Annotated in this window: 17 protein-coding genes and 3 tRNA genes; 8 read left to right on the top strand and 12 right to left on the bottom strand. The window is 58.1% G+C overall.

Annotated elements, in window-relative coordinates; all coding sequences use genetic code 11:
• Positions 1–31: 31 nt before the first annotated feature.
• Together ACQE3E_RS10430 and ACQE3E_RS10425 are read right to left on the bottom strand one after the other, a co-directional pair.
• Positions 32–787 (bottom strand): YdcF family protein, encoded by a 756-nt coding sequence (locus tag ACQE3E_RS10430; RefSeq protein WP_313728092.1) that lies wholly within the window; start codon positions 785–787, stop codon positions 32–34.
• Positions 788–828: 41 nt separating this feature from the next.
• The gene (locus ACQE3E_RS10425) at positions 829–1,842 is read right to left on the bottom strand and encodes a tryptophan--tRNA ligase (RefSeq protein WP_313728093.1); all 1,014 of its coding nucleotides are present in this window, start codon (positions 1,840–1,842) and stop codon (positions 829–831) included.
• 238 nt (positions 1,843–2,080) lie between these two features.
• On the opposite strand from ACQE3E_RS10425, the gene ACQE3E_RS10420 reads away from it, so the two are divergent.
• The 3 genes from ACQE3E_RS10420 to ACQE3E_RS10410 are packed head-to-tail and all read left to right on the top strand — an operon-like array spanning position 2,081 to position 3,265.
• Positions 2,081–2,380 carry a PilZ domain-containing protein gene (locus ACQE3E_RS10420; protein WP_064024826.1) on the top strand — a complete coding sequence of 100 codons (300 nt, stop codon included), beginning with the start codon at positions 2,081–2,083 and terminating at the stop codon, positions 2,378–2,380.
• Between the two features lie 35 nt (positions 2,381–2,415).
• Positions 2,416–2,820 (top strand): 6-pyruvoyl trahydropterin synthase family protein, encoded by a 405-nt coding sequence (locus ACQE3E_RS10415; RefSeq protein ID WP_064024828.1) that lies wholly within the window; start codon positions 2,416–2,418, stop codon positions 2,818–2,820.
• Between the two features lies 1 nt (position 2,821).
• Positions 2,822–3,265, top strand: a complete 444-nt coding sequence (locus ACQE3E_RS10410) for a DUF1249 domain-containing protein (RefSeq protein ID WP_071160660.1) — start codon at positions 2,822–2,824, stop codon at positions 3,263–3,265.
• On the opposite strand, the gene recQ is transcribed toward ACQE3E_RS10410, so the two are convergent.
• On the bottom strand, positions 3,253–5,427 hold the full coding sequence (gene recQ / locus ACQE3E_RS10405; RefSeq protein WP_313728095.1) for a DNA helicase RecQ: 2,175 nt from the start codon (positions 5,425–5,427) through the stop codon (positions 3,253–3,255). The genes ACQE3E_RS10410 and recQ overlap by 13 nt on opposite strands.
• Positions 5,428–5,626: 199 nt before the next feature.
• On the opposite strand from recQ, the gene gshA reads away from it, so the two are divergent.
• The 3 genes from gshA to ACQE3E_RS10390 are packed head-to-tail and all read left to right on the top strand — an operon-like array spanning position 5,627 to position 9,959.
• Positions 5,627–7,213: a glutamate--cysteine ligase gene (gene gshA / locus ACQE3E_RS10400; protein WP_313728096.1), complete on the top strand. Its 1,587-nt coding sequence runs from the start codon at positions 5,627–5,629 to the stop codon at positions 7,211–7,213.
• A 4-nt stretch (positions 7,214–7,217) separates the two neighbouring features.
• A complete protein-coding gene (locus ACQE3E_RS10395) occupies positions 7,218–7,946 on the top strand; it encodes a phosphoadenylyl-sulfate reductase (RefSeq protein ID WP_313728097.1) in 729 nt (242 codons plus the stop codon).
• A 45-nt stretch (positions 7,947–7,991) separates the two neighbouring features.
• Positions 7,992–9,959, top strand: a complete 1,968-nt coding sequence (locus ACQE3E_RS10390) for an acyltransferase family protein (RefSeq protein WP_313728098.1) — start codon at positions 7,992–7,994, stop codon at positions 9,957–9,959.
• Between the two features lie 213 nt (positions 9,960–10,172).
• On the opposite strand, the gene ACQE3E_RS10385 is transcribed toward ACQE3E_RS10390, so the two are convergent.
• The 5 genes from ACQE3E_RS10385 to ACQE3E_RS10365 all read right to left on the bottom strand — a co-directional run bounded on the left by ACQE3E_RS10385 (position 10,173) and on the right by ACQE3E_RS10365 (position 12,377).
• Positions 10,173–10,248 (bottom strand) — tRNA-Glu (locus ACQE3E_RS10385).
• A 58-nt stretch (positions 10,249–10,306) separates the two neighbouring features.
• Positions 10,307–10,382 (bottom strand) — tRNA-Glu (locus ACQE3E_RS10380).
• Positions 10,383–10,400: 18 nt separating this feature from the next.
• Positions 10,401–10,476, bottom strand: a tRNA-Ala gene (locus tag ACQE3E_RS10375).
• 44 nt (positions 10,477–10,520) lie between these two features.
• Positions 10,521–11,924 (bottom strand): glutamate--tRNA ligase, encoded by a 1,404-nt coding sequence (gltX, locus tag ACQE3E_RS10370; RefSeq protein ID WP_313728099.1) that lies wholly within the window; start codon positions 11,922–11,924, stop codon positions 10,521–10,523.
• A gap of 6 nt (positions 11,925–11,930) precedes the next feature.
• Positions 11,931–12,377 (bottom strand): tetratricopeptide repeat protein, encoded by a 447-nt coding sequence (locus ACQE3E_RS10365; RefSeq protein ID WP_427501602.1) that lies wholly within the window; start codon positions 12,375–12,377, stop codon positions 11,931–11,933.
• 159 nt (positions 12,378–12,536) lie between these two features.
• Between ACQE3E_RS10365 and ACQE3E_RS10360 the strand changes: the two genes are divergently transcribed.
• A complete protein-coding gene (locus tag ACQE3E_RS10360) occupies positions 12,537–13,724 on the top strand; it encodes an OmpA family protein (protein ID WP_313728101.1) in 1,188 nt (395 codons plus the stop codon).
• Between the two features lie 92 nt (positions 13,725–13,816).
• On the opposite strand, the gene ACQE3E_RS10355 is transcribed toward ACQE3E_RS10360, so the two are convergent.
• The 3 genes from ACQE3E_RS10355 to ACQE3E_RS10345 are packed head-to-tail and all read right to left on the bottom strand — an operon-like array spanning position 13,817 to position 18,271.
• Complete coding sequence (locus ACQE3E_RS10355; protein WP_313728102.1) at positions 13,817–15,241, bottom strand: sigma-54-dependent transcriptional regulator; 1,425 nt, start codon at positions 15,239–15,241, stop codon at positions 13,817–13,819.
• Complete coding sequence (locus ACQE3E_RS10350) at positions 15,231–17,294, bottom strand: DAHL domain-containing protein (RefSeq protein WP_427501601.1); 2,064 nt, start codon at positions 17,292–17,294, stop codon at positions 15,231–15,233. Before ACQE3E_RS10350 ends, ACQE3E_RS10355 begins: the two co-directional genes overlap by 11 nt.
• The gene (locus ACQE3E_RS10345) at positions 17,291–18,271 is read right to left on the bottom strand and encodes a cytochrome-c peroxidase (protein ID WP_313728104.1); all 981 of its coding nucleotides are present in this window, start codon (positions 18,269–18,271) and stop codon (positions 17,291–17,293) included. Before ACQE3E_RS10345 ends, ACQE3E_RS10350 begins: the two co-directional genes overlap by 4 nt.
• 378 nt (positions 18,272–18,649) lie before the next feature.
• On the opposite strand from ACQE3E_RS10345, the gene ACQE3E_RS10340 reads away from it, so the two are divergent.
• Positions 18,650–19,495, top strand: a complete 846-nt coding sequence (locus ACQE3E_RS10340; protein WP_427501600.1) for a PEP-CTERM sorting domain-containing protein — start codon at positions 18,650–18,652, stop codon at positions 19,493–19,495.
• A 61-nt stretch (positions 19,496–19,556) separates the two neighbouring features.
• On the opposite strand, the gene ACQE3E_RS10335 is transcribed toward ACQE3E_RS10340, so the two are convergent.
• Positions 19,557–20,309, bottom strand: a complete 753-nt coding sequence (locus ACQE3E_RS10335) for a hypothetical protein (protein WP_313728106.1) — start codon at positions 20,307–20,309, stop codon at positions 19,557–19,559.
• Positions 20,310–20,362: the final 53 nt, after the last annotated feature.

The following is a 20,362-nucleotide window of genomic DNA, read 5'->3' as shown; positions in this document are numbered from 1 at the left end:
GCCGACCCGCGCCCGGTTGGCGGGATTCGAATCAGTACCGTAAACGGTACCAGAACATGCCAACCGCTTCGTGGGCCAGCAAGAACACATTCGACCACGCCGAAACCGACGGCAGCCAATCGGCCCAGGTCAACGGACCTTCGCGGCCGATGAAGGCGGTCGGCGCCGGTACAACCCTAAACCCGGCCTTGCGAAACTCCAGCTCGGCGCGCGGCATGTGGTAGGCCTGAGTCACCAGCACGATGCGGTCGATGCCGAGTTCGTGCAAAAGCGCGTAACTGAAGCGGGCATTTTCGGCGGTGTTGCGGCTGGCGGTTTCCCGCCAGGGTTGTGGGACGCCGTATTCGCTTTCCAGCATCTCCGCCATCAAGCCGGCTTCGCTGATCTCCGGCGCTTCCGGACTGCCGCCGCCGGAGGCCAACACCGGCAGATTCAAGGCCAGCGCCAATTTGGCGGCGTACCGCGCCCGAATCAGGCTGCGCGGATGCAGGGTCACGCCGTCGGGGTATTCGCTTTCGCCGTACAGCAAGCCGCCGCCGATCACTACCAGGGCTTGGGGTTGAACTTGCGCGTAAGCATCCCGTGCCAACGGCGGAAAGCGTTCCCAAGCCAGCGCCAGCCGGTTGACGACCGCAGGCAAGCTCAACAGCAACAGCAAGATCAGACAAATCAGCGCCACGCGTCCTCCCGATTTACGTTTGCCGGCCAGCGCCAGGATCGCCGCCAACAGCAAGCCCAACGGCGGCAACAACAAAGCTTTGGCGATATAGAGCGCGATGAACGACATCGGCGCCGGTGTCCGTTAACCCGCCACCGCCGACGCCGCGCTTAGCCGTGCAACCGGGAAATCCCCACCGCTTCGCGCAAGCGTTCGATAAACGGCCGACTGATGGCTCTGGCTTTTTCGGCGCCTTCCCGCAATTGCTGTTCGATATGCTCGGGCGCTTCCAGCAAGGCTTCGTAGCGCTCGCGGGCCGGGGCGATTTCGTCGTTGATTTTTTCGAACAGCACTTGCTTCATTTCGCCCCAGCCTATGCCTTCGGCGTAGCGCTGGCGTATCGCCTCGACTTCGTGATGATTGGCGAAGGCCTGATAAATACCGAACAGCGTGCAGCCTTCGGTATCCTTGGGTTCGCCCGGCTCCAGCGAATTGGTCTTGATCTTGTTGATCAGCTTGCGCAGTTTCTTTTCCGGCTCGAACAGCGGTATCGTGTTGTTGTAGCTCTTGCTCATCTTGCGGCCGTCCAGGCCCAGCAAGGTGGCGGCGTTGTCGTCCAATACCGCTTCCGGCAACGCGAAGTGCTCGCCGTAGATATGATTAAAGCGGCTGGCGATGTCGCGGGCCATTTCGATGTGCTGGATTTGATCCTTGCCGACCGGCACCTTGTTGGCGTTGAACATCAAGATGTCGGCCGCCATCAGGATCGGGTAGCTGAACAAGCCCATCGTGATGCCTTTGTCCGGATCGTTGCCCTCGGTTTCTTCGTTTTCGGCGACGGCGGCTTTATAGGCATGCGCTCGATTCATCAAACCCTTGGCGGTCACGCAAGTCAGCATCCAGGTCAGTTCCAGGATTTCCGGCACGTCCGATTGGCGGTAGAACACCGCGTTGGCGGTATCCAAGCCCAGCGCCAGCCAGGTGGCGGCGATTTCCAGGCTGGATTGCTTGACCCTGGCCGGCTCGCTGCATTTGATCAGCGCGTGATAGTCGGCCAAAAAATAAAACGGCCGGACTTGCTCGTCCTTGCTGGCCTGGATGGCCGGCCGAATCGCCCCGGCGTAATTGCCCAGATGCGGCGTGCCGGTGGTGGTGATGCCGGTCAGAACGATGGATTTGCTCATGCGTATGCCTAAAGACTGTCGAGAAAAGTGGCGGGATTTTACACAAATCGCCCCGCCGCGTCAGGCGCAAAACGCGGGGCAAGCCGTTACTAGCCGGGTTGTCGGAGCCGTCACAAGCCGGACAAAAAGGCCGGGCGCGGCCGCGAACTCAGGGCTATTTGCCAAGCAGAATCGCCCGTTTTTATGTACACTCAATCCGGTTTATTTACTATCACTGCTGGAACCACGCGGAGGGCCCATGCTGACTCATGACGAAAAACGCGATTACATCCGGATGGATGTGGACTGTGACATCACTTACCGGGCGGCGGATTCCGATGAGATCAAGGTGGGCCGTTGCTTGACCTTGAGCGGAGCCGGCGTGTCGTTTATCGCGGAACGGTCCTTCGACATCGGCGCGGCGATGGAAGTCAGCATTATCCCGAAAACCTCGATCACCCCGCCGATGACGGCCTTCATCGAGGTGGTGCGTAGCGTTCGGCAAGCCGATGCCAGCTATGAAATCGCCGCCTCGATCAAAAGCATCAAGGGCAACTGACACCCTCGCCCCGACAGGGATGTAAACTCAAATCTATGTTCGTCATCACCAAAGAAGTTTATTTTTGCTACGGCCACCGGCTGATGAACCATCCGGGCAAGTGCCGCAACCTGCACGGCCACAGCGTCAAGGCCAGTATCTCGATCCGCGCCGCCCAGTTGAACGAACAAGCCATGGTCTGCGACTTTTCCGACGTCAAGGCCTGCGTGGAAACCTTTATCGACGACGTGCTGGACCACAATTTTCTGTTACACAAGGACGATCCGCTGATTCCGGCCCTGACCGCCCACAACGAGCAATTTCTAGCGCTGGACGAGCATCCGACCGCCGAAGTGCTGAGTAAAATGATTTACCAATACGTCAAGCAACGCGGCTTCGACGTCGATCAGGTGGTACTGTGGGAAACATCCAGCGCCTGCGCCTGCTACCGGGAAGACTGACATGAGCTTGGTGCATCCGGTCAATACCTCGCTGTGCCTGGAAAAGCTGTGCGAATCCAACTACCAGAAATTGTTCCGGCTGATTCCCAATCTGAGCGCCTTCGATAAGACCGCGGTCGGCATCACCGGCAACAAGCCGGCCCTGCATCTGGAAGTGTTGGAGCGCAATCCCTATACCTTGACGATAGAACTCAGCCATTGCTTCGGTACCCATTTGAGCGAGCTGATGGTACCGGCGGTCAAAATCCGCATTTATCTGGACGCCAAACTGGCCGAAGCGATCCGCGATCATGAACGGCCGGCCGTCGATCAGGTGTTCCCCAATCCGGGCCGATTACTGGAAATCCAGAATTACAAATGGCGCTTGAATTACTTCCTGGAAAAGTGGCTGGACCACTGCCTGAAAACCGAATACCGCTTCGATTCCAGGCCTCACGCCGTCTGACGCTGCAAGGCTGCCCGCACGCAGCGCAGCACGCCGTAGCCGTAAGCCCCACCCAATTGTTCGTAAACCGGTTTTAGCGCGTTGCGTTGCGCCTCCGGCAGAGCCAATATCGCTTGCTCGATTTCGGCGATTTCGGCCGAACCCAAACTCAATACTTCGTCCAGCGCGACGAGCCCCGCTTCCAGGGCCTTAGCCATGTGGCTGTAAACGGTTTCCGCCGTCAGACCGCGCTGGCCGGCCACCTGCTCGACGCTGTAGCCCAAGCGGAACAAGGCCAAACTTTCCCCAACGGTGTCGCCTGCCGGACGGTCGTCGAACTCGGCCAACACGGCCAGGAAATCGTCGCCGTACAATGCCAATTTGCGCTGACCGACGCCGGAGATGCGCGCCAACTGCTGGTGATCGCGCGGCCGGTTTTCCACCATCGCCATCAAGGTGGCGTCGTTGAAAATGATGTAGGGTGGCACGTCCTGGGCATCGGCCAATTCGCGGCGCTTGGCGCGCAAGGCTTCCCACAGCGCGCTGTCGGCCGCGCCGCCGGGTTGGCGCTTTTCAACGCGATCGCGGCCAACCTTCGCGGTTTGCGCATCCTTGCGCAGCATCAAGGTTTGTTCGCCGCGCAATACCGGCCGGCAAGCATCGGTTAGTTTCAGGCTGCCGTGACCTTCGAAATCGACTTCGACCAAGGACTTGGCGACCAACTGGCGAAACACCGAACGCCAAGTTTTTTCGTCCAGCGCCTTGCCGATACCGAAGGTCGATTGCCGGTCGTGGCCGTTGCTGCGAATCCTCTCGTCGCTCTTGCCCAGCAATACGTCGATCAAATAAGTCGCGCCGAAGCGTTGGCCGGTGCGGTAAATGCAAGACAGGGCCTGCTGGGCGGCCACGCTGCCGTCCCAGGTCGCCACCGGTTCCAGGCAAGTATCACAGTTTCCGCAATAGTACTTAGGACCGTCGGTCGCTCCCGGCGTCGTGCCTTCCACGACACTTGTACATCCCTGTACATCGCCGAAGTAGGCCAGCAGCGCCTGGCGCCGGCAGCCGACCATCTCGCATAACGCCAACATCGCATCCAGTTTGTGGTACTCGACCCGCTTATGCGCCTCGTCGGCATTCGACGACGCCAGCATTTGCCGTAACGTCAACACGTCTTGCAAGCCGTAAGCCATCCAGGCGTTGGCCGGTAAGCCGTCGCGGCCGGCCCGACCGGTTTCCTGATAGTAGGCTTCGACGCTTTTAGGCAAGTCCAGATGAGCGACAAAGCGCACGTTGGGTTTGTCTATGCCCATGCCGAAAGCGATGGTCGCGACGATAATCAGGCCATCCTCCATCAAAAACTGATGCTGGTTTTTTTGGCGCAGAGCATGGTCCATGCCGGCATGATAGGGCAGCGCCCGCAAACCTTTCTGATTCAGCCAGTCGGCGGTTTCCTCGACTTTTTTGCGCGACAAGCAATAAACGATGCCGGTATCGCCGGGATGCTCGGTGCGGATGAAGTTCAACAGTTGCTGGCGGGCATTGTCTTTTTGAACGATGCGGTAGCGAATATTGGGCCGGTCGAAGCCGCTGACGAAAACCCGCGCCTGCTCCAAGCCCAAGCGGACGATGATTTCCTGGCGGGTGCGCTCGTCGGCGGTGGCGGTCAGCGCGATGCGCGGCACTTGCGGAAATTGTTGGTGCAACACCGACAGCAGCAGGTAATCGGCGCGAAAATCGTGGCCCCATTGAGAGACGCAATGCGCTTCGTCGATCGCGAACAACGCAATCCGGCAGCGGCCGAACAAGGCCTGAGTTCGGGCATTGGATAACCGTTCCGGGGCGATGTAGAGCAAATCCAGTTCGCCGTTCAGCAAGGCCTGCTCGGTGGCGCGAACCTGTTCCAAATCCAGCGTCGAATTCAAATACGCCGCGCGCACGCCGAGCTGGTGCAAGGCGCTGACTTGATCCTGCATCAACGCGATCAGCGGCGAAATGACGATGCCGACGCCGTCCCTGACCAAGGCCGGCACCTGGTAACACAGCGACTTGCCGCCGCCGGTCGGCATCAGCACCAACGCATCTTGCCCGGCGACGACGCTATCGATGATGGCCTGCTGCGGGCCGCGAAAACTGGCATAGCCGAACACGTTGCGCAGGACGTCCAAGGCGGGATTGGCGGTCATGAATCGATATTAGAAATGGATAGATCGGAACGAAAGCATCGCCATATTAAAACATAGTTGGCGCCGGCGGCCGCCCGGCTCGCGCCTCCGATCCCAAACAGCAATTCGCGCCGAACGGTCGACCGATTTCAACAAATCCCCCTCCCCCTATATAATGCCGGGCTTCTTGGAGACGCCTCGGCGCTTAATCACTGATTCGATGAACATCACCTATTGCGAGTTACCCGACCGCCTGAAGTACCTGATCGACAACGATCAACAATATCTACTAAAACAGGGGCTGAAAGGCATAGAGAAGGAAAGCCTGCGCATTACCGAACACGGTGTGATTGCCCAAACCCCGCATCCGCGGGCCTTGGGTTCGGCGCTGACCCACCCTTACCTGACCACCGATTATTCGGAAGCGCTGCTGGAATTCATCACGCCGCCGTTCTCCGACATCAAGCAAACCTTGCATTACATGCACCAGTTGCACCAGTTCGTCTACCCGCATCTGGGCGACGAGATGTTGCTGGCCACCAGCATGCCCTGCGGTATCGACGGCGACTTGAGTATCCCGATCGCCGAATACGGCCGCTCCAATATCGGCAAGATGAAGCACGTATACCGCAAGGGTTTATGGCACCGTTACGGCCGCACGATGCAAGCCATCGCCGGCATTCATTTCAATTATTCGGTTCCGGAAGCCCTGTGGCCGGCCTTATATAGCTACGCCGGCAACGGCGCCACGTTGGAAGAGTTTATTTCCAAGGCCTACTTCGGGCTGATCCGCAATTTCCACCGCCAGGGCTGGCTGATTTTATACTTGTTCGGCGCATCGCCGGCCATCTGCAAAAGCTTCTTTAAAAGCCGCCCGCAGTTGATGGAGCAATTCAAGGAATTCGACGAACACACGCTATTTCATCCCTACGCCACCTCGCTGCGAATGAGCGACATCGGCTACAAGAGCAAAAACCAGGCGGGCTTGAAAATCGACTACAACTCGCTGGACGGTTACGTCGACAGTTTGACGGCCGCGATCAGCACCCCCTACCCGGATTACGAAAAAATCGGCGTCAAGGTCGACGGCGAGTATCAACAACTAAACGCCAACATCCTGCAAATCGAGAACGAGTTTTACAGCACGATGCGGCCCAAGCAAATCGCCCAATCCGGCGAAAAACCGACGCTGGCGCTGAAGCGACGCGGGGTGCTTTACGTGGAAATGCGCTCGCTGGATTTGAATCTGCTGAATCCGATCGGCATCGACGAAAGCACCGCCCGCTTCGTGGAAGCGTTTTTGCTGTACTGTCTGCTCCAAGACAGCCCGCCGCAATGCCCGGACGAGTTTCAGGTCAACAATAGCAACCAGTTGTTGGTAGCCAATCAAGGCCGCCGCCCCGGACTGGAGCTGAGCCGCAACGGCCAAACCCTGACCTTGCAACAATGGGCCCACGATATTCTCTACGCGATGCAAGCAATCTGCGCGGTGCTGGACCGAGGCAGCCTGGATAGACCCTATCAATTGGCCTTGCAACAGCAACTGGCGGTGGTGGACAATCCGGCCTTGACGCCGTCGGCGCGCATCCTGGCCTGCATGCGCGAGAACGGCCAGGAATTCGGCTGTTTCGCCAGCAATACATCGGCGCTGCACAAGCATTATTTCAATGCCGAACCGCTGGACGATGCGACCCAGCAACAATTCGAGGCGATGGCCGCCGCTTCGCTACAAAAACAACGCGACATCGAAGCCTCGGACACGTTGGACTTCGACGAATATTTATCCCGTTATTTCGCCCAGAGCTGAACCGATGACCGCATTCGACCTTACTACCGCTGAATCCGAACTACAAGGCAAGAATCCCCGCACCATCCTGAAAACCGCGCTGGCCCATTTCGACAATATCGCCATTTCATTCAGCGGTGCCGAGGATGTGGTATTGATCGATCTGGCCCTGCAAATCAGAAAAGACATACAGGTGTTTTCGCTGGATACCGGCCGGCTGCATCCCGAGACTTACCGCTTTATCGACCGGGTACGCAAGCATTACGGCATCGCGATCGAGATTCTCAGCCCCGATTACGTCAGTCTGGAAGCCTTCGTCAAGGAAAAAGGCTTGTTCAGTTTTTACGATGAGGGCCACCAACAATGCTGCGGCATCCGCAAGGTCGAACCGTTGAAACGCAAGTTGGCTAGCTTGGATGCCTGGATCACCGGCCAACGCAAGGATCAAAGCGTGGACACGCGCGGCTATATTCCGGAAGTGCAACTGGACGCCGGCTTTTCCGGACCTGGTAAGCAGCTAATCAAATTCAATCCGCTGCTGAATTGGTCGTCGGCACAGGTTTGGGATTACATCGAGGCTTATCAGGTGCCGTTCAACGACTTGCACCAACACGGCTATATCAGTATCGGATGCGAGCCCTGTACCCGGCCGGTTTTGCCCAATCAGCATGAACGCGCCGGCCGCTGGTGGTGGGAAGAAGCCACCAAGAAAGAATGCGGCTTGCACGGAGGAAACGTCAAGACGCCTGAGTAAGCCAATCCCAGGATTCCTATAATCATTGCTCCAGCTTTGCCGGCCATGAAAACCACGTCCGTGCGTCCCGACATACAGTTTTTGCGCGGCATCGCGATCCTCGCCGTGCTGATTTTCCACTCGGAAGTCGTTCCGCTCAGCGGCGGCTATCTGGGCGTGGACGTGTTTTTCGTGATTTCCGGCTATTTAATCACGTCGATTATCCTGCGGGACCTGGCCGCCGACCGATTTTCCTTCCTGCGCTTTTATGCCAGACGCGCCAAAAGGCTGTTGCCCGCCGCCTATTGCACGTTGATTTTTACCAGCCTGCTCGGCGCGACGGTGCTGAGCGCTGAACAGTGGGACGACTTCGTTAAGCAACTGATCGGGACCGTCACCTTTACCGCCAATATCGTATTGCCGTTTCAGTCCGGTTATTTCGAAACCGCGGCGGAAAGTAAGCCGCTACTGCATACCTGGTCGTTGTCGGTCGAAGAACAATATTACTTGTGCATTCCACTGATGCTTTATTTGATCAGGCCCCGCTGGCGTTTTCCGGCACTGGCAGTCGCGACCTTGCTCAGTCTGAGCCTGTGCTTGATTTTCGTCAGTTTTAGGCTGAGTTATTGGCGCTTGCCCGAACTCGACTCGCCGACTGCCGCCTTTTTTTTCCTACCCACCCGCGCTTGGGAGATGCTGACCGGATCGTTGCTGGCTTGGCGCATGTTGAAAGCCCCTGCCTTAAACGTTACCAAGCGTGTCAAACTACCGGCCTTGCTGCTGATTGGCTATTTATGCGCCGCGCCTATCGATAGCGCCCATCCCCGCATTGATGCGCTGCTAGTGGTGATGGCCACGGCCGTGCTGATCGCCGGCAATAGCGACTGGCTAGCACAAAATTTACTGACCCGCGCCGTCGAAAAACTGGGCGACTGGTCGTATTCGCTCTATCTGGTACATTGGCCGCTATTTGCATTGGCCAGAACCGCCTATCTCGACGCCGTCCCGTTATACGTCAAATACCTGCTGTTGCTCGCCGCACTGGTGCTGGCTTATCTACAATTCGAATACGTGGAACAGCGCTTCCGCTACGGCTGGCAAGTCAATCGAAATAAGACCTTTAAATGGCTGGCCGCCGCGTCGCTGTTGGTGGTTATAACACCGCTATCCGCCGATTTACTCAGGTCATGGAATGGCTCCGCCGCCAAACCTACCTCGAGGACGCCGAATTGGGGCTTAAAGCAGGCTTGCTCCGCGGGCAGTTTGGTGTTCGAGCACCCGGAACAATGCAGCTCCGCCGCGCAACCGGTCTACGCGCTGTGGGGCGATAGTTACACGATGCATTTGATACCCGGCTTGCAAAACGAAAAACCGATCGCCGAATCGATGATCCAAATTACGATGGCAGCCTGCGCGCCAATCCTGGGTCTGGCTTCGCTGGACAAAAATTACGATGAAACTTGGGCCGAACGCTGTCTGGCTTTCAATGAAAAAGCCATCCGCTTTATCGAATCCAGTCCGTCGATCCGTTACGTGATCATGAGTTCGCCCTACTCCGGCTATTTCGACGAAGGCGAACTGACGCAATTTTATCAAGGCAAAAAAATCGTCGGCAACCGCGCGCTCGCGGTAGAACAAATGTTGGCCACACTCGCCAGACTGACCGCTAGCGGCAAAATACCGGTATTGATCGCCCCGCCCCCCAGACCTGGGTTCGATGTCGGCGAATGTTGGCGACACAAGCAAAGCGGCTTGCTGGTGCTTGGCCGTCACGACTGCAATTTTCGCTTCGAAGAACACCAAGTCTATCAGCGCGGCATTATCGACAGCTTGACCGAAGTCCAACAACGCAGTCGGAGTAGTTTACTGCGCTTCGACGATATTTTATGCGAGGATGGATACTGTCGAACGCGGTTGGCGGACGGCACGTCGATTTACAAAGACGGCGGGCACTTATCGGTAGCAGGATCGGAATGGGCGGTACCGCAGTTAGGCTTATCCAAACTGGAAACGCCTAGCTCCCAAGACCCCTAGTGTCACTGCTCCAATCCGCGCTGAATCCCTAGGCCCCACACCGAACCGGTCGCCACACATCCGCCAGCTAGCGTCTATCGGTTACCGGAATTTCTGGGAGGGGTGTTTGTAGAAACGCACGAGCAAATAGCGAATGGGGTGGTCGCTCGCGACAACTCAGCCCGGAACCGGGTTTAGACCGTTCTCGCGCGTACCAGCGAGGTTTGCAAGAAGTGGCGTCCCCACGGGGGTTCGAACCCCGGTTACCGCCGTGAAAGGGCGGTGTCCTAGGCCACTAGACGATGGGGACCAAGAACATTTTTACTGCGGATTTTAGAATTGCTTTTCGAACAACACACCGAGTGCGTTGGCGTCCCCACGGGGGTTCGAACCCCGGTTACCGCCGTGAAAGGGCGGTGTCCTAGGCCACTAGACGATGGGGACTAAGACGAAATCAACTATTGGTGGAGCCAAGGAGGATCGAACTCCTGACCTCTTGCATGCCATGCAAGCGCTCTCCCAGCTGAGCTATGGCCCCGTAGCTGATTCCGACTATTATACAGACTTAAAAATCTCTGTCTATCAATTTTCGTGATCTTCGATAAATTTGATCGCGCGCGCAATCCGATCCAGGGTTTTTTCGCGGCCCAGCAAGGCCAGCGTCGCATCGATGGCCGGCGACACCGCGCCGCCGCAAACCGCGACGCGCAAAGGTTGCGCGACCTTGCCGAGATTCAGTTGCAACTTTTCGGCGGTATCCAGCACCACTTGATGCAAGGGCTCGGCCGACCAATCCGCCAAGGCGTCGAAACCGGACCACACCGCCTGTAACACGTCCTCGACGCCGGGCTTGAAGTTCTTTTTGACAGCCTTGTCGTCGTAACTATCGAAGTCCCGATAAAAATACAGACTCTCATCGGCCATCTGCACCAACGTCTTGCAACGCTCCCGTTGCAACTTGACGACGTCGATCAAGGCCGGGCCGGTTACCGGATCGATACCCCGCTCGCCCATGTGCCAAGCCAGATGCCGAGCGACATGGGCCGGGTCGCTGCTCATGATGTACTGGTGGTTCAACCAGATTAGCTTGTCGGTATTGAAGGTCGACGCGGAGACATTGACCTTCTCCAGCTCGAACAAGGCAATCATCTCGTCGATCGAAAACAACTCCTGATCGCCGTGCGACCAGCCTAGCCGTACCAGATAATTCAGCAAGGCTTCCGGCAGATAACCGTCGTTGCGGTATTGCATCACGCTAACCGCGCCGTGACGTTTCGACAAGCGCGCGCCGTCGGAACCCAAGATCATCGGTACGTGCGCGTAGACCGGCAAGGTTGCGTCAAGCGCCTTTAGAATATTGATTTGCCGGGGGGTGTTGTTGACGTGGTCGTCGCCGCGAATCACATGAGTCACGCCCATATCCATGTCGTCGACGACGACGGTCAGATTGTAGGTCGGCGTGCCGTCGGAACGGGCGACGATTAAGTCATCCAGCTCCTTATTGGCAACCACAATCCGGCCCTTGACCAAATCTTCGATCACCACGTCGCCGTGATCCGGATTGCGAAACCGCACCACTCTTTCCCGTTCCGGCTGATCGGCGCTATCCCGACATTTGCCGTTGTAGCGCGGCTTTTCCTTATCCGCCATTTGTTGCTCTCGCAACGCATCCAGTTCTTCACGGCTGCAATAGCAATAATAGGCATCGCCCTGATCGAGCAATTGTTGAATGACTTCCTTGTAGCGATCGAAGCGATGGGTTTGGTAAAACGGCCCCTCGTCGTATTCCAGTCCCAGCCAGGTCATGCCTTCCAGAATCGCATTGACCGATTCCTGGCTGGAGCGCTCCAAATCGGTGTCTTCGATCCGCAAGATAAACTTGCCCCCATGCTTGCGGGCGTACAACCAGGAAAACAGCGCGGTTCGGGCGCCGCCCACGTGCAGGTAACCGGTCGGACTCGGTGCAAATCGGGTTCTAATACTCATCTTCACTTATTTACTGGTTAAAAATCTTTTAGCGTATTCGGTCGGTATCGATCGCGCGGCATTCAAGCGCATCGCCTGATAATTGAATTGCACGCTGCCCTTGGCGGCGTCGTTGCGACCCAAGATCGCCAACGAAGTCGCATGGCCCTGCGCGGCGGCTTTTTCGTACCACTGGGTCGCCTTATCGGTATCGCCGGTCACACCCAGGCCGCGATCGTACAATGCCCCCATGACCACCTGCGCGTCGACGATGCCCTGCTTGGCAGCCTTCTCCATCCATTCGGCGGCAAGTTTCTCGTTCTTCTCGTAACCGTCCCGGCCCAATAAATACAAGGATGCCAGCTTGGCTTGCGCCTGTGGACTGCCTTGTTCGGCGGCTTGCAAAACCTCGTCCGCCCAAGCTGACGACAGTTGCAGCAATATCAAACATAACCCTATCAATCTGCCCATCATTCCCCCCAAAAAGGCCATTCGCAAACCTACATTATTTCATGGCCCCGCATCCAGGTGAACGTAGTACAAAAAAATAAGGGTTTGATGTTAGACTTAAGCACCCAAGGCATCCAAACTCGGCCTTGCCGCTACCAAGAATAACAACAGGAGAATTCCACCATGAAAAAAACCTTACTCGTTACGGCCGGCTTGGCGGGCGCTATTTTGTCCGGTTGCGCGACTCAATCGAGCAATACCTTCCAGGCATTCCAACCCGAAGACCTGAACGCCTTGGTCAAATCCGGAAAACTGGTTCAGAAAACCAATAGCTTCCTGGTCGTCAACGATTCGTCCTCTTCGATGAGCCGCACCTTCGTCAATTCTGCCGAATACAGCGGTACCAAACTTGATGTCGAGAAAAACCTGCTCAACAAATTCAACAAATCCATTCCCAGCATCCCGTTGACTTCCGGCCTGCGCAGCTTCGGTTTCGGCCCTTGCCTGGATTGGAGCGCGACTAAGTTGAACCAGCCGCTGCAAAGCTACACTCAAGCCGGTTTCGAAAGCTCGCTAAGTTCGTTGACCTGTTCCAGCGGCGGTACCCCGTTGGCAACCGCGTTGGAAGCGACCAACCAAGACCTGGCCGGCGGCACCGGCAATTTGGCGCTGATCGTATTGAGCGACGGCATCGAAGAGTCCTCGCCCGCCCCGGCCGCCGCCGCCCTGAAAGCTCAGTACGGCGACCGCTTATGCATCTACACGGTGTGGGTCGGTAACGACGAAGACGCCGCCGGGCAAGCCGAATTGCAACAAATCGCCGATGCCGGCGGTTGCGGCTTTTCGACCACGGCCGATGCGATCAGCTCTCCGAAAGACATGAGCGACTTCGTTAAAAACGTATTCCTGAAAGCCGGCACTCCACCCGCCGTCGCCGACTGCTCGAAACAGGACGACGATAAGGACGGCGTCAACAACTGCGCCGACAAATGCCCCGACACCCCGAAAGGCGCGATCGTCGATAAAGACGGTTGCTGGGCGTTCCGCGGCGTATTGTTCGACTTCGACAAGTCCGACATCAAATCCAAATACCACCCGCTGATCCAAAACGCGGTCGAAGTGATGAAACTGAACCCCGGCCTGACGGTCGAGATTCAAGGTCATACCGACAGCTACGGCAGCGACGCCTATAACGAAAAACTGTCGCAACGCCGCGCCAACGCGGTCAGAAACGAGTTGATCAAACAAGGCGTCGACGGCAAACGTTTGACCGCGGAAGGTTTCGGCGAATCGCAACCGGTCGATACCAACGAAACCGACGAGGGCCGCGCTTACAACCGCCGCGTCGTCTACAAACGCACCGACCGTTAATTCGCGCCGTCTGGCGGAGTAAAACGAGGGAGGCCTAGGCCTCCCTTTTTTGTCCGGGCCGCGCCGGTTCGCCATTCGGGGCAAGCGGCCGGTCAAAAGCCATCCGCGTCGCGCCGAATCAAACGTTTATTCAGGGCTTGCCGACTAATACCCAGCAAGCCGGCGGCAACGCCCTGATTACCCTGGGCACGGCGCAAGGCCTCGCCGATCAAGGCTTCCTCGGCTTCTTTCAAGGTCGGCAGGCGCTCCGGAAATTCGGCGGCCGGCGCGGCAAATTCCCCGGCGGCGTCGCCCGACCGATTGCCGAAGCCTTCGTCGGCGATCGCGTCCTTCACGCTTTGCAACGATAGCACCGCACCCTGACTGCGAGCGACCGCATCGAACAACAAGCCTTCCAACTCGCGGATATTGCCCGGAAAACGGTAATTCTCCAACCATTGAAACAATGCCGGCGGCACGTTCGGCGCCGGCCTGCCAAGGCTAGCCGCCGCTTTCTCGACAAAATGCAAGGCCAGTTGCGGCAAATCCTCGCGGCGTTCGCGGAGCGGCGGCAATTGAATATGATGGGTACGCAGCCGGAAGTACAAATCCTTGCGAAACCCGCCCTGTTCGGCTTGGCGCTTGACGTCGCAGTGAGTGGCGACCACGATGCGCGCCCGGCTCTGGCGCGGCCGGTCCGCGCCAATCGGATAGTAAGAGCCATCCTGCAGCAAGCGTAACAATTTGACTTGCGAAGCGATGCTCAAGTCGCCGATTTCATCCAGAAACAATGTACCGTCGCCGGTACTGGCGATCAAACCGTCGCGCGCGCGCTCCGCGCCGGTAAACGAACCTTTCGCATGGCCGAACAAGGTGTCGGCAAACAGGTTGTCGTCCAATCCGGCAACGTTCACCGCCACCAATTCGCCGGGCCGGCCGGACTGCCGATGCAGGGCGCGGGCGATCAATTCCTTGCCGGTGCCGGTTTCGCCGCTGATCAACACCGGTTGCGGCGACGCGGCGACGGCTTCGATGTAACGAAAAATCGCAAACATCGCCGGACTTTGGGTAACGATTTCTTCGAAGCGGCTCGGCTGGTGCGGCTGGTTGGCCAGCAAGCAGTCTTTCAACGACAGCAACTCGGCTCGCAGCAATCGCGCTTCGACGGCTCGGCGTACCGCGGCAACCAAACAATCGCGCTCGACCGGTTTCAGCAAATAGTCGCTGGCGCCGTTACGCATGCACTCCACCGCAGTCGGCAAATCGTTGGTGGCGGTCATCACGATCACGGCGATCTCCGGATATTCGGCGGCAATCGAGGCCAGCAACGCCAATCCGGACAGATGCGGCATCGTCAAGTCCAGCACGATCACACCAACCGGCCGTTCGGCCAACAACGGTAAAACCGCTCGGCTGTCGTCCAGCGTCAATACCTCGGCATGGCCGGCGCCGCGCAAGACCAAACTGGCGCTATGCAGTATCTGGGATTCGTCGTCGACCAATAAAATCGGTAACGGATTTAACGCTTTAGTCCGCATGTTCGGCCGCCGACCGGGGTTTAGAGTTGACCGGAAAAATCGCTTGGGCCACCGTGCCCCGCCCCGGTTCGGACGAAAAGTTCAAGCGGCCACCGTGGGCGCGCATCAGCGAAGCGCTGATCGCAAGACCCAATCCGGTACCGCCGCACGCTTGCTTGGTCGTAAAGAACGGGTCGCACAGTTGCTGAATGTGTTCTGGGGAAATCCCGCCCCCCTGATCCGTGACCTCGACGCAGACCTCGCCCTCGTCGTCCAGCCGGCGGGTTGCTACGCCGAGCGTCTGGTCGGTATCGGTTAGAGCGTCCAGCCCGTTAATCAATAAATTCACGACGACTTGTTCCACCTGCCGCGGGTCGCCTTGCAGCGGCGGTAGCGCCGAATCCAAGCGGATTTCGAAACACTCGGTTTTGCGGGCGATCAAGTGCTTGACCAAACGAACCGCGCGCTCCACCGCCTCGTTCAGCGAAAATGCGGCGCCCGCCTGTTCGGTTTGCGGACGGGCATAATGTTTCAGGTCGGCCACGATGCGCTCGATGCGTTTGGCACCGTCTCCGATGTCGTCTATCAAGACGCCGGCGCTAGCGCGCAACTCGGTATACGGCAAACCGGCCAACGAGAACTCGCCGCCGGCCCGGTAGCGATCGTCCAAAATCTCCAGCGCGTCGCTCCAAATATCGGCCAGCAAACCGGCGTTCAACAAAATCAGTTGATTTGGATTGTTGATTTCGTGCGCGACCCCGGATACCAAAGTGCCCAAAGCGGTCATTTTGTTGGCTTGTATCAGTTGCAGCTCCTGTTGTCTGGCCACCGCTTCCAATTGTCTGCGTGCGCTGATGTCCCGAATAATCGCGGTCGAAAAGCGCTCCTCGCCTCGGGTCCAATGGGAGAGTGAGACTTCGATCGGAAACGTCTCACCGTCCCGACGTATTCCAAGCGATTCGGTGATTGGATTTATCATCCGGTCGGTCGCATCGGCTTCCGCTTGCAATTGCGCTTGTATCGCCATCCAGAAACGTTGGCTCGACGTCCCGAGGGCCTCTTCGGCAGCCTCCCCGAACATTAACGCCGCGCCCCGGTTCCAGGAAACGAGGTTGCCGCCGGCATCCACCGAAACGATCGCTTCGCGCGCCGAATCGGTAATAGCCCGCAAGCGGGCCTCGCTTTCCCGCAACCAGGACTCCGCCTGCAAGCGTTCGCCTATCTCCTGTTTCAAACTGGCGTGCGTCCTACGCAACGCCAAGGTATGCGACCTTAACAACGCGAACTGATACAACAGATAAGCCGCCAACAGCACCGCCACCAGATACAGCGCCAACCGAAAGTTTTCGGCGCGCCGTTCGGCGCCGTCGCCGTAGAGGTGTAAAGCGTGTTGCAAATCGTCGATCCGGCTCAAAATCGGCTGGCCGATGATGGATTGCAACGCCGCGTCAACCTTGGGCAAAACCTCGACAATCAATCGGCCGTGGGCAAGCAACACCTGATAATCGTCGGACAGGGAATTCAGCCCGGATAAACGCTCCAGCTCCTGTTCGAGCTCCAGAGCGGTGCCCGATCCGGCCTTGTCTAAAAAGCCGGCCATCAACCGCCACAAATTGGTGAGCCTGGCGCTTTCGGCCGGCTTGGCGCTTACCTGAAGGTTTCTACCGATCTCATTGAAGGACATCACCGAATTGCGCAACAAGGCATTGTCCGATTTCAGATATTCGATCCGCGTCAGCCGGTCCTGTATCGTGGCGGACAAACCGCCCGCCAAATCGCTCATCCGACGTGGCGCGGGGTTTGCCGAAGCCGCCAGCTCGTCGCGCAGACTCCGCGACAAACTCAGCAAGGCTTGGCCGGTCCGGGTCAATGCGTCGTAATTGGTTAGCAATCCGGCCCTGGTCAGCAAGATGTCGCGCATCAATTCGGCGTCGCGCAATTCGATGATCCGCAGCGTCGCCTGCAAGCGATCGCGCCGTTCCAATTCCGGATTGGCGCTCTGTATCCAAAGATAAGTAATCGCACTGACCAGGGCGGCGACGATCAACCTGGGTTTCCAAGAAAAGCCGGTCATGGTTTGGCGGGAGGCTCGGCGAGTACCGATTTACCCCGATATTCGCCGGTCAAACTACGTAGAAACTGGACCAGCAAATCGCGTTGCCGCGCGGCCAGCGGCTTGCCGAGCTGGTATTTGGCCATCGTACTGACCGCGGTCTCCAGATCGGCGGCGCGGCCGTCGTGAAAATAGGGTGCCGTCGCGGCGACGTTGCGCAAACTGGGCACGCGAAACACGCCGTTGTCCCTGGGATTGCCGGTGACCAGATAGCGACCGGCGTCGATGGCATCGGCCTCGCTGGGCGGCGCGCCGAACACGCCGAACTTTTGGAACAAATTGCCGCCCAGATTGATACCTTGATGGCAGGCCACGCAGCCCAGATCGTTGAACAAACGGTAACCCTGTTGTTCTTCGGCGCTCAACGCCGCGCTGTCGCCGCGCAGAAAGCGATCGAAACGGGCGTTCGGCGTCACCAGACTGCGCTCGAAACTGGTCACGGCATCGACGACGTTGGCCGGCGTCAATCCGTCCGGATACGCGTTGGCGAAGGCCACGACATAATCGGCCTCGCCGGCCAAGCGCGCGATCACCCCCGGCCATTTGGCATTCATGATATTCGGATTCAACATGACTTTTTCGGTATGCGCTTCCAGCGTCGTCACGACGCCGTCCCAATTGAAAAAGTAATTGAACGCCACGTTGAACAAACTGGGGGTATTGCGCAAAACCGCCGCGCCATCCGCCGATGCAGCGCGGGCTTTGCCGTCCATGCCGCCGGCATCGAGCGGATGGCAACTGGCGCAAGAGCGGGTAGCCTGCTCGGACAGCTTGGGCTCGTGAAACAAACGTTGTCCCAGCGCAATACGGTTTGGATCTCCGCCAACCGTCGTCGGCAGCGGCAGCAATGTCGGCAGTACTTCCGCCCGCGCCAGAGCCGCGCAAGCGAGACTGAGCCAGCCTATCGCCAAAATACCCGGATACCGTTTCCGGTTCACGCTTGCCGCTCCGCTGGCTTTTCCGGATGCGGCGAATGATGGTTACTTCGAATCGGCACAGCCCTACCCCCTTCGATGATTAAACCGCCGCGGACACCCCTGCGACGAAAGTTGCCGCGTCCACCTTGCCGACGCATGAGGTCAGCCGGCGTCGACCGGCGTCCGCCGCGGATTTCGGCTAAAACGCCGCAACTTTCGTCGCGGACTCGGCCAGGAAAAATCCAAGGCCAGTCTCGGCTAAACCAATGAAAATCAAAAATTAATTTTCGAAAGCAGACTTGGCACGCTGCTCGCAATAGTCATTGCCAGAAGCTGTCAGCAGTTTCGGTATCGGAGACTCCGTCTCATCATGACTCATTACAATTTAGGAGAACGACCATGCAATACAAATTCATTCCCGTCCTGACCTTGTCCGCTTTGTTCGCGACGTCTTACGAAGCCTCGGCCTTTAGCTTCAGCACCGGCGACCCCGACTTTAGAATCGCTGTCGGCGCCCAAGCCGGAGCCCTGGAGATCGAATCGGCCGACGATTTCATCCTGGCCGAGAAAACCCAACTTCGCCAGGCCAGTTTCACCGGCTTATTGGCGAATGGCGCCACCTTGGCCGACATTGCCAAGGTCAATGTGGAAATTTACCGGGTTTTCGATAAAGACTCGGTCAATCCGCCGTCCGGCCGGGTCCCGACCCGGGTCAATTCACCCGCCGACGTGGCATTCGAATCGCGCGGTTCGGCCGATAACACGCTGAGCTACAGCGTCAGCGTGCTCGGCGATGTCGCCACCGCCGCCAACTCGGTGTTGAACGGCATTCACCCGCTACCGAACCAAACCACCGGCGGCGAAGGCGCCGTCAGCGGTCGGGAAATCAGCTTTAATATCGATTTCAGCCAAGCCATCACGCTGGACGCCGATCACTACTTTTTCGTGCCGCAGGTGGAGTTGAAGAACGGCAATTTTCTGTGGTTATCGGCGGCCAAACCCATCGTTGGCGGCAGCGGGCCGTTCTCGCCGGATCTGCAATCCTGGATACGCGATGAAAACCTGGCCCCCGACTGGCTGCGGATCGGCACCGATATTGTCGGCGGCACCCCGTTCAACCAAGCTTTTTCGTTGACCGGCGTTTCCGCGGTACCGCTGCCGGGCGCCACCTGGCTATTTTTGAGCGGTTTGTTGGGCCTGCTCGGCACCGGCAAGCGTAAACAAACCGCGCCGCAAGCGGTTTAATCGCAGACTAGCGCCGTCGGCGTCTTATTCGGCGCCGACGGGCCTGTCGGATCAGCTCGGATTATTCGCCAAGTTGGGCGGCGATTTTCGCTTCCAACCACTGTTGGCGATGGCGCTTTAAAACCGAATCGGTCGGACTATCCGGCCATTCGGCCTCAAGTTCCCGTTGTAGCTGCGCCAGAAAATGCCGTCTCAACACCGAATCGGTTGGGACGGCGACCGAAACGCTGGCACCGCCATCCGCAAGCTCAAGATTCGCCGATTCATCGGCGAAATCGGGCGCTGCTTCAATTACATCATGGTCGCTAGCGCTCTCGGAGTCCGACGCCTTCAGATCAAGCAGCGCATCCAGACGTTGCCGATAGTGCCGGCGCAGCACCGACTCGGTCGGATACGGATTTGCCAGCGCGGCTTTTTCAGCCAGCAGTCGCGCGAAATAATGGCGGCTCAAGATGGAGTCTTCCGGCACGCGCGGTGCCGCTTCGGCCATCGTTTCAACATCATCGGTTACCGTCGCCGACTCGGCCGGCGTCTCGACAAGGGCGGTTTCCTCGATCGCCGTTGTCAACTCGGCGGCCGGGTTTTCGACGATCTCCACCGCATCTGCCTCCGCGGCCGAACCGGCGATCGAAATCGGTTTGGCTCGATCGGCAGGCACGTCGCGAAGGTTTTGCTCACGCACCAAGCGGGTCACGAAAGTCGCCGCCCGGCTCGGAAAGATGTCTCTATCCTGCACCGTCTCCGGCAACAGCAAATAGGCCCTGGCGGCATACGCCGCAATGGCCAGCAAAGCGATATCGAACAAAGTTTCCACGCACTCCCCCTCTCCAGTGATTATTATTGCGCCTGCCGGCCGGATTCGCCGCA

Source organism: Methylomonas sp. MED-D (genome assembly GCF_050276835.1).
GTDB lineage: Bacteria > Pseudomonadota > Gammaproteobacteria > Methylococcales > Methylomonadaceae > Methylomonas > Methylomonas koyamae_A.
The sequence above is the reverse complement of the archived record's forward strand: the minus strand, read 5'-3'. Positions and strand labels throughout refer to the sequence as shown.

Excerpts from the sequence above, each read along its gene's own strand:
- ACQE3E_RS10430 (WP_313728092.1), bottom strand. The coding sequence starts at position 787 with ATGTCGTTCATCGCGCTCTATATCGCCAAAGCTTTGTTGTTGCCGCCG.
- ACQE3E_RS10425 (WP_313728093.1), bottom strand. The coding sequence starts at position 1,842 with ATGAGCAAATCCATCGTTCTGACCGGCATCACCACCACCGGCACGCCG.
- ACQE3E_RS10420 (WP_064024826.1), top strand. The coding sequence starts at position 2,081 with ATGCTGACTCATGACGAAAAACGCGATTACATCCGGATGGATGTGGAC.
- ACQE3E_RS10415 (WP_064024828.1), top strand. The coding sequence starts at position 2,416 with ATGTTCGTCATCACCAAAGAAGTTTATTTTTGCTACGGCCACCGGCTG.
- ACQE3E_RS10410 (WP_071160660.1), top strand. The coding sequence starts at position 2,822 with ATGAGCTTGGTGCATCCGGTCAATACCTCGCTGTGCCTGGAAAAGCTG.
- recQ (WP_313728095.1), bottom strand. The coding sequence starts at position 5,427 with ATGACCGCCAATCCCGCCTTGGACGTCCTGCGCAACGTGTTCGGCTAT.
- gshA (WP_313728096.1), top strand. The coding sequence starts at position 5,627 with ATGAACATCACCTATTGCGAGTTACCCGACCGCCTGAAGTACCTGATC.
- ACQE3E_RS10395 (WP_313728097.1), top strand. The coding sequence starts at position 7,218 with ATGACCGCATTCGACCTTACTACCGCTGAATCCGAACTACAAGGCAAG.
- ACQE3E_RS10390 (WP_313728098.1), top strand. The coding sequence starts at position 7,992 with ATGAAAACCACGTCCGTGCGTCCCGACATACAGTTTTTGCGCGGCATC.
- gltX (WP_313728099.1), bottom strand. The coding sequence starts at position 11,924 with ATGAGTATTAGAACCCGATTTGCACCGAGTCCGACCGGTTACCTGCAC.
- ACQE3E_RS10365 (WP_427501602.1), bottom strand. The coding sequence starts at position 12,377 with ATGATGGGCAGATTGATAGGGTTATGTTTGATATTGCTGCAACTGTCG.
- ACQE3E_RS10360 (WP_313728101.1), top strand. The coding sequence starts at position 12,537 with ATGAAAAAAACCTTACTCGTTACGGCCGGCTTGGCGGGCGCTATTTTG.
- ACQE3E_RS10355 (WP_313728102.1), bottom strand. The coding sequence starts at position 15,241 with ATGCGGACTAAAGCGTTAAATCCGTTACCGATTTTATTGGTCGACGAC.
- ACQE3E_RS10350 (WP_427501601.1), bottom strand. The coding sequence starts at position 17,294 with ATGACCGGCTTTTCTTGGAAACCCAGGTTGATCGTCGCCGCCCTGGTC.
- ACQE3E_RS10340 (WP_427501600.1), top strand. The coding sequence starts at position 18,650 with ATGCAATACAAATTCATTCCCGTCCTGACCTTGTCCGCTTTGTTCGCG.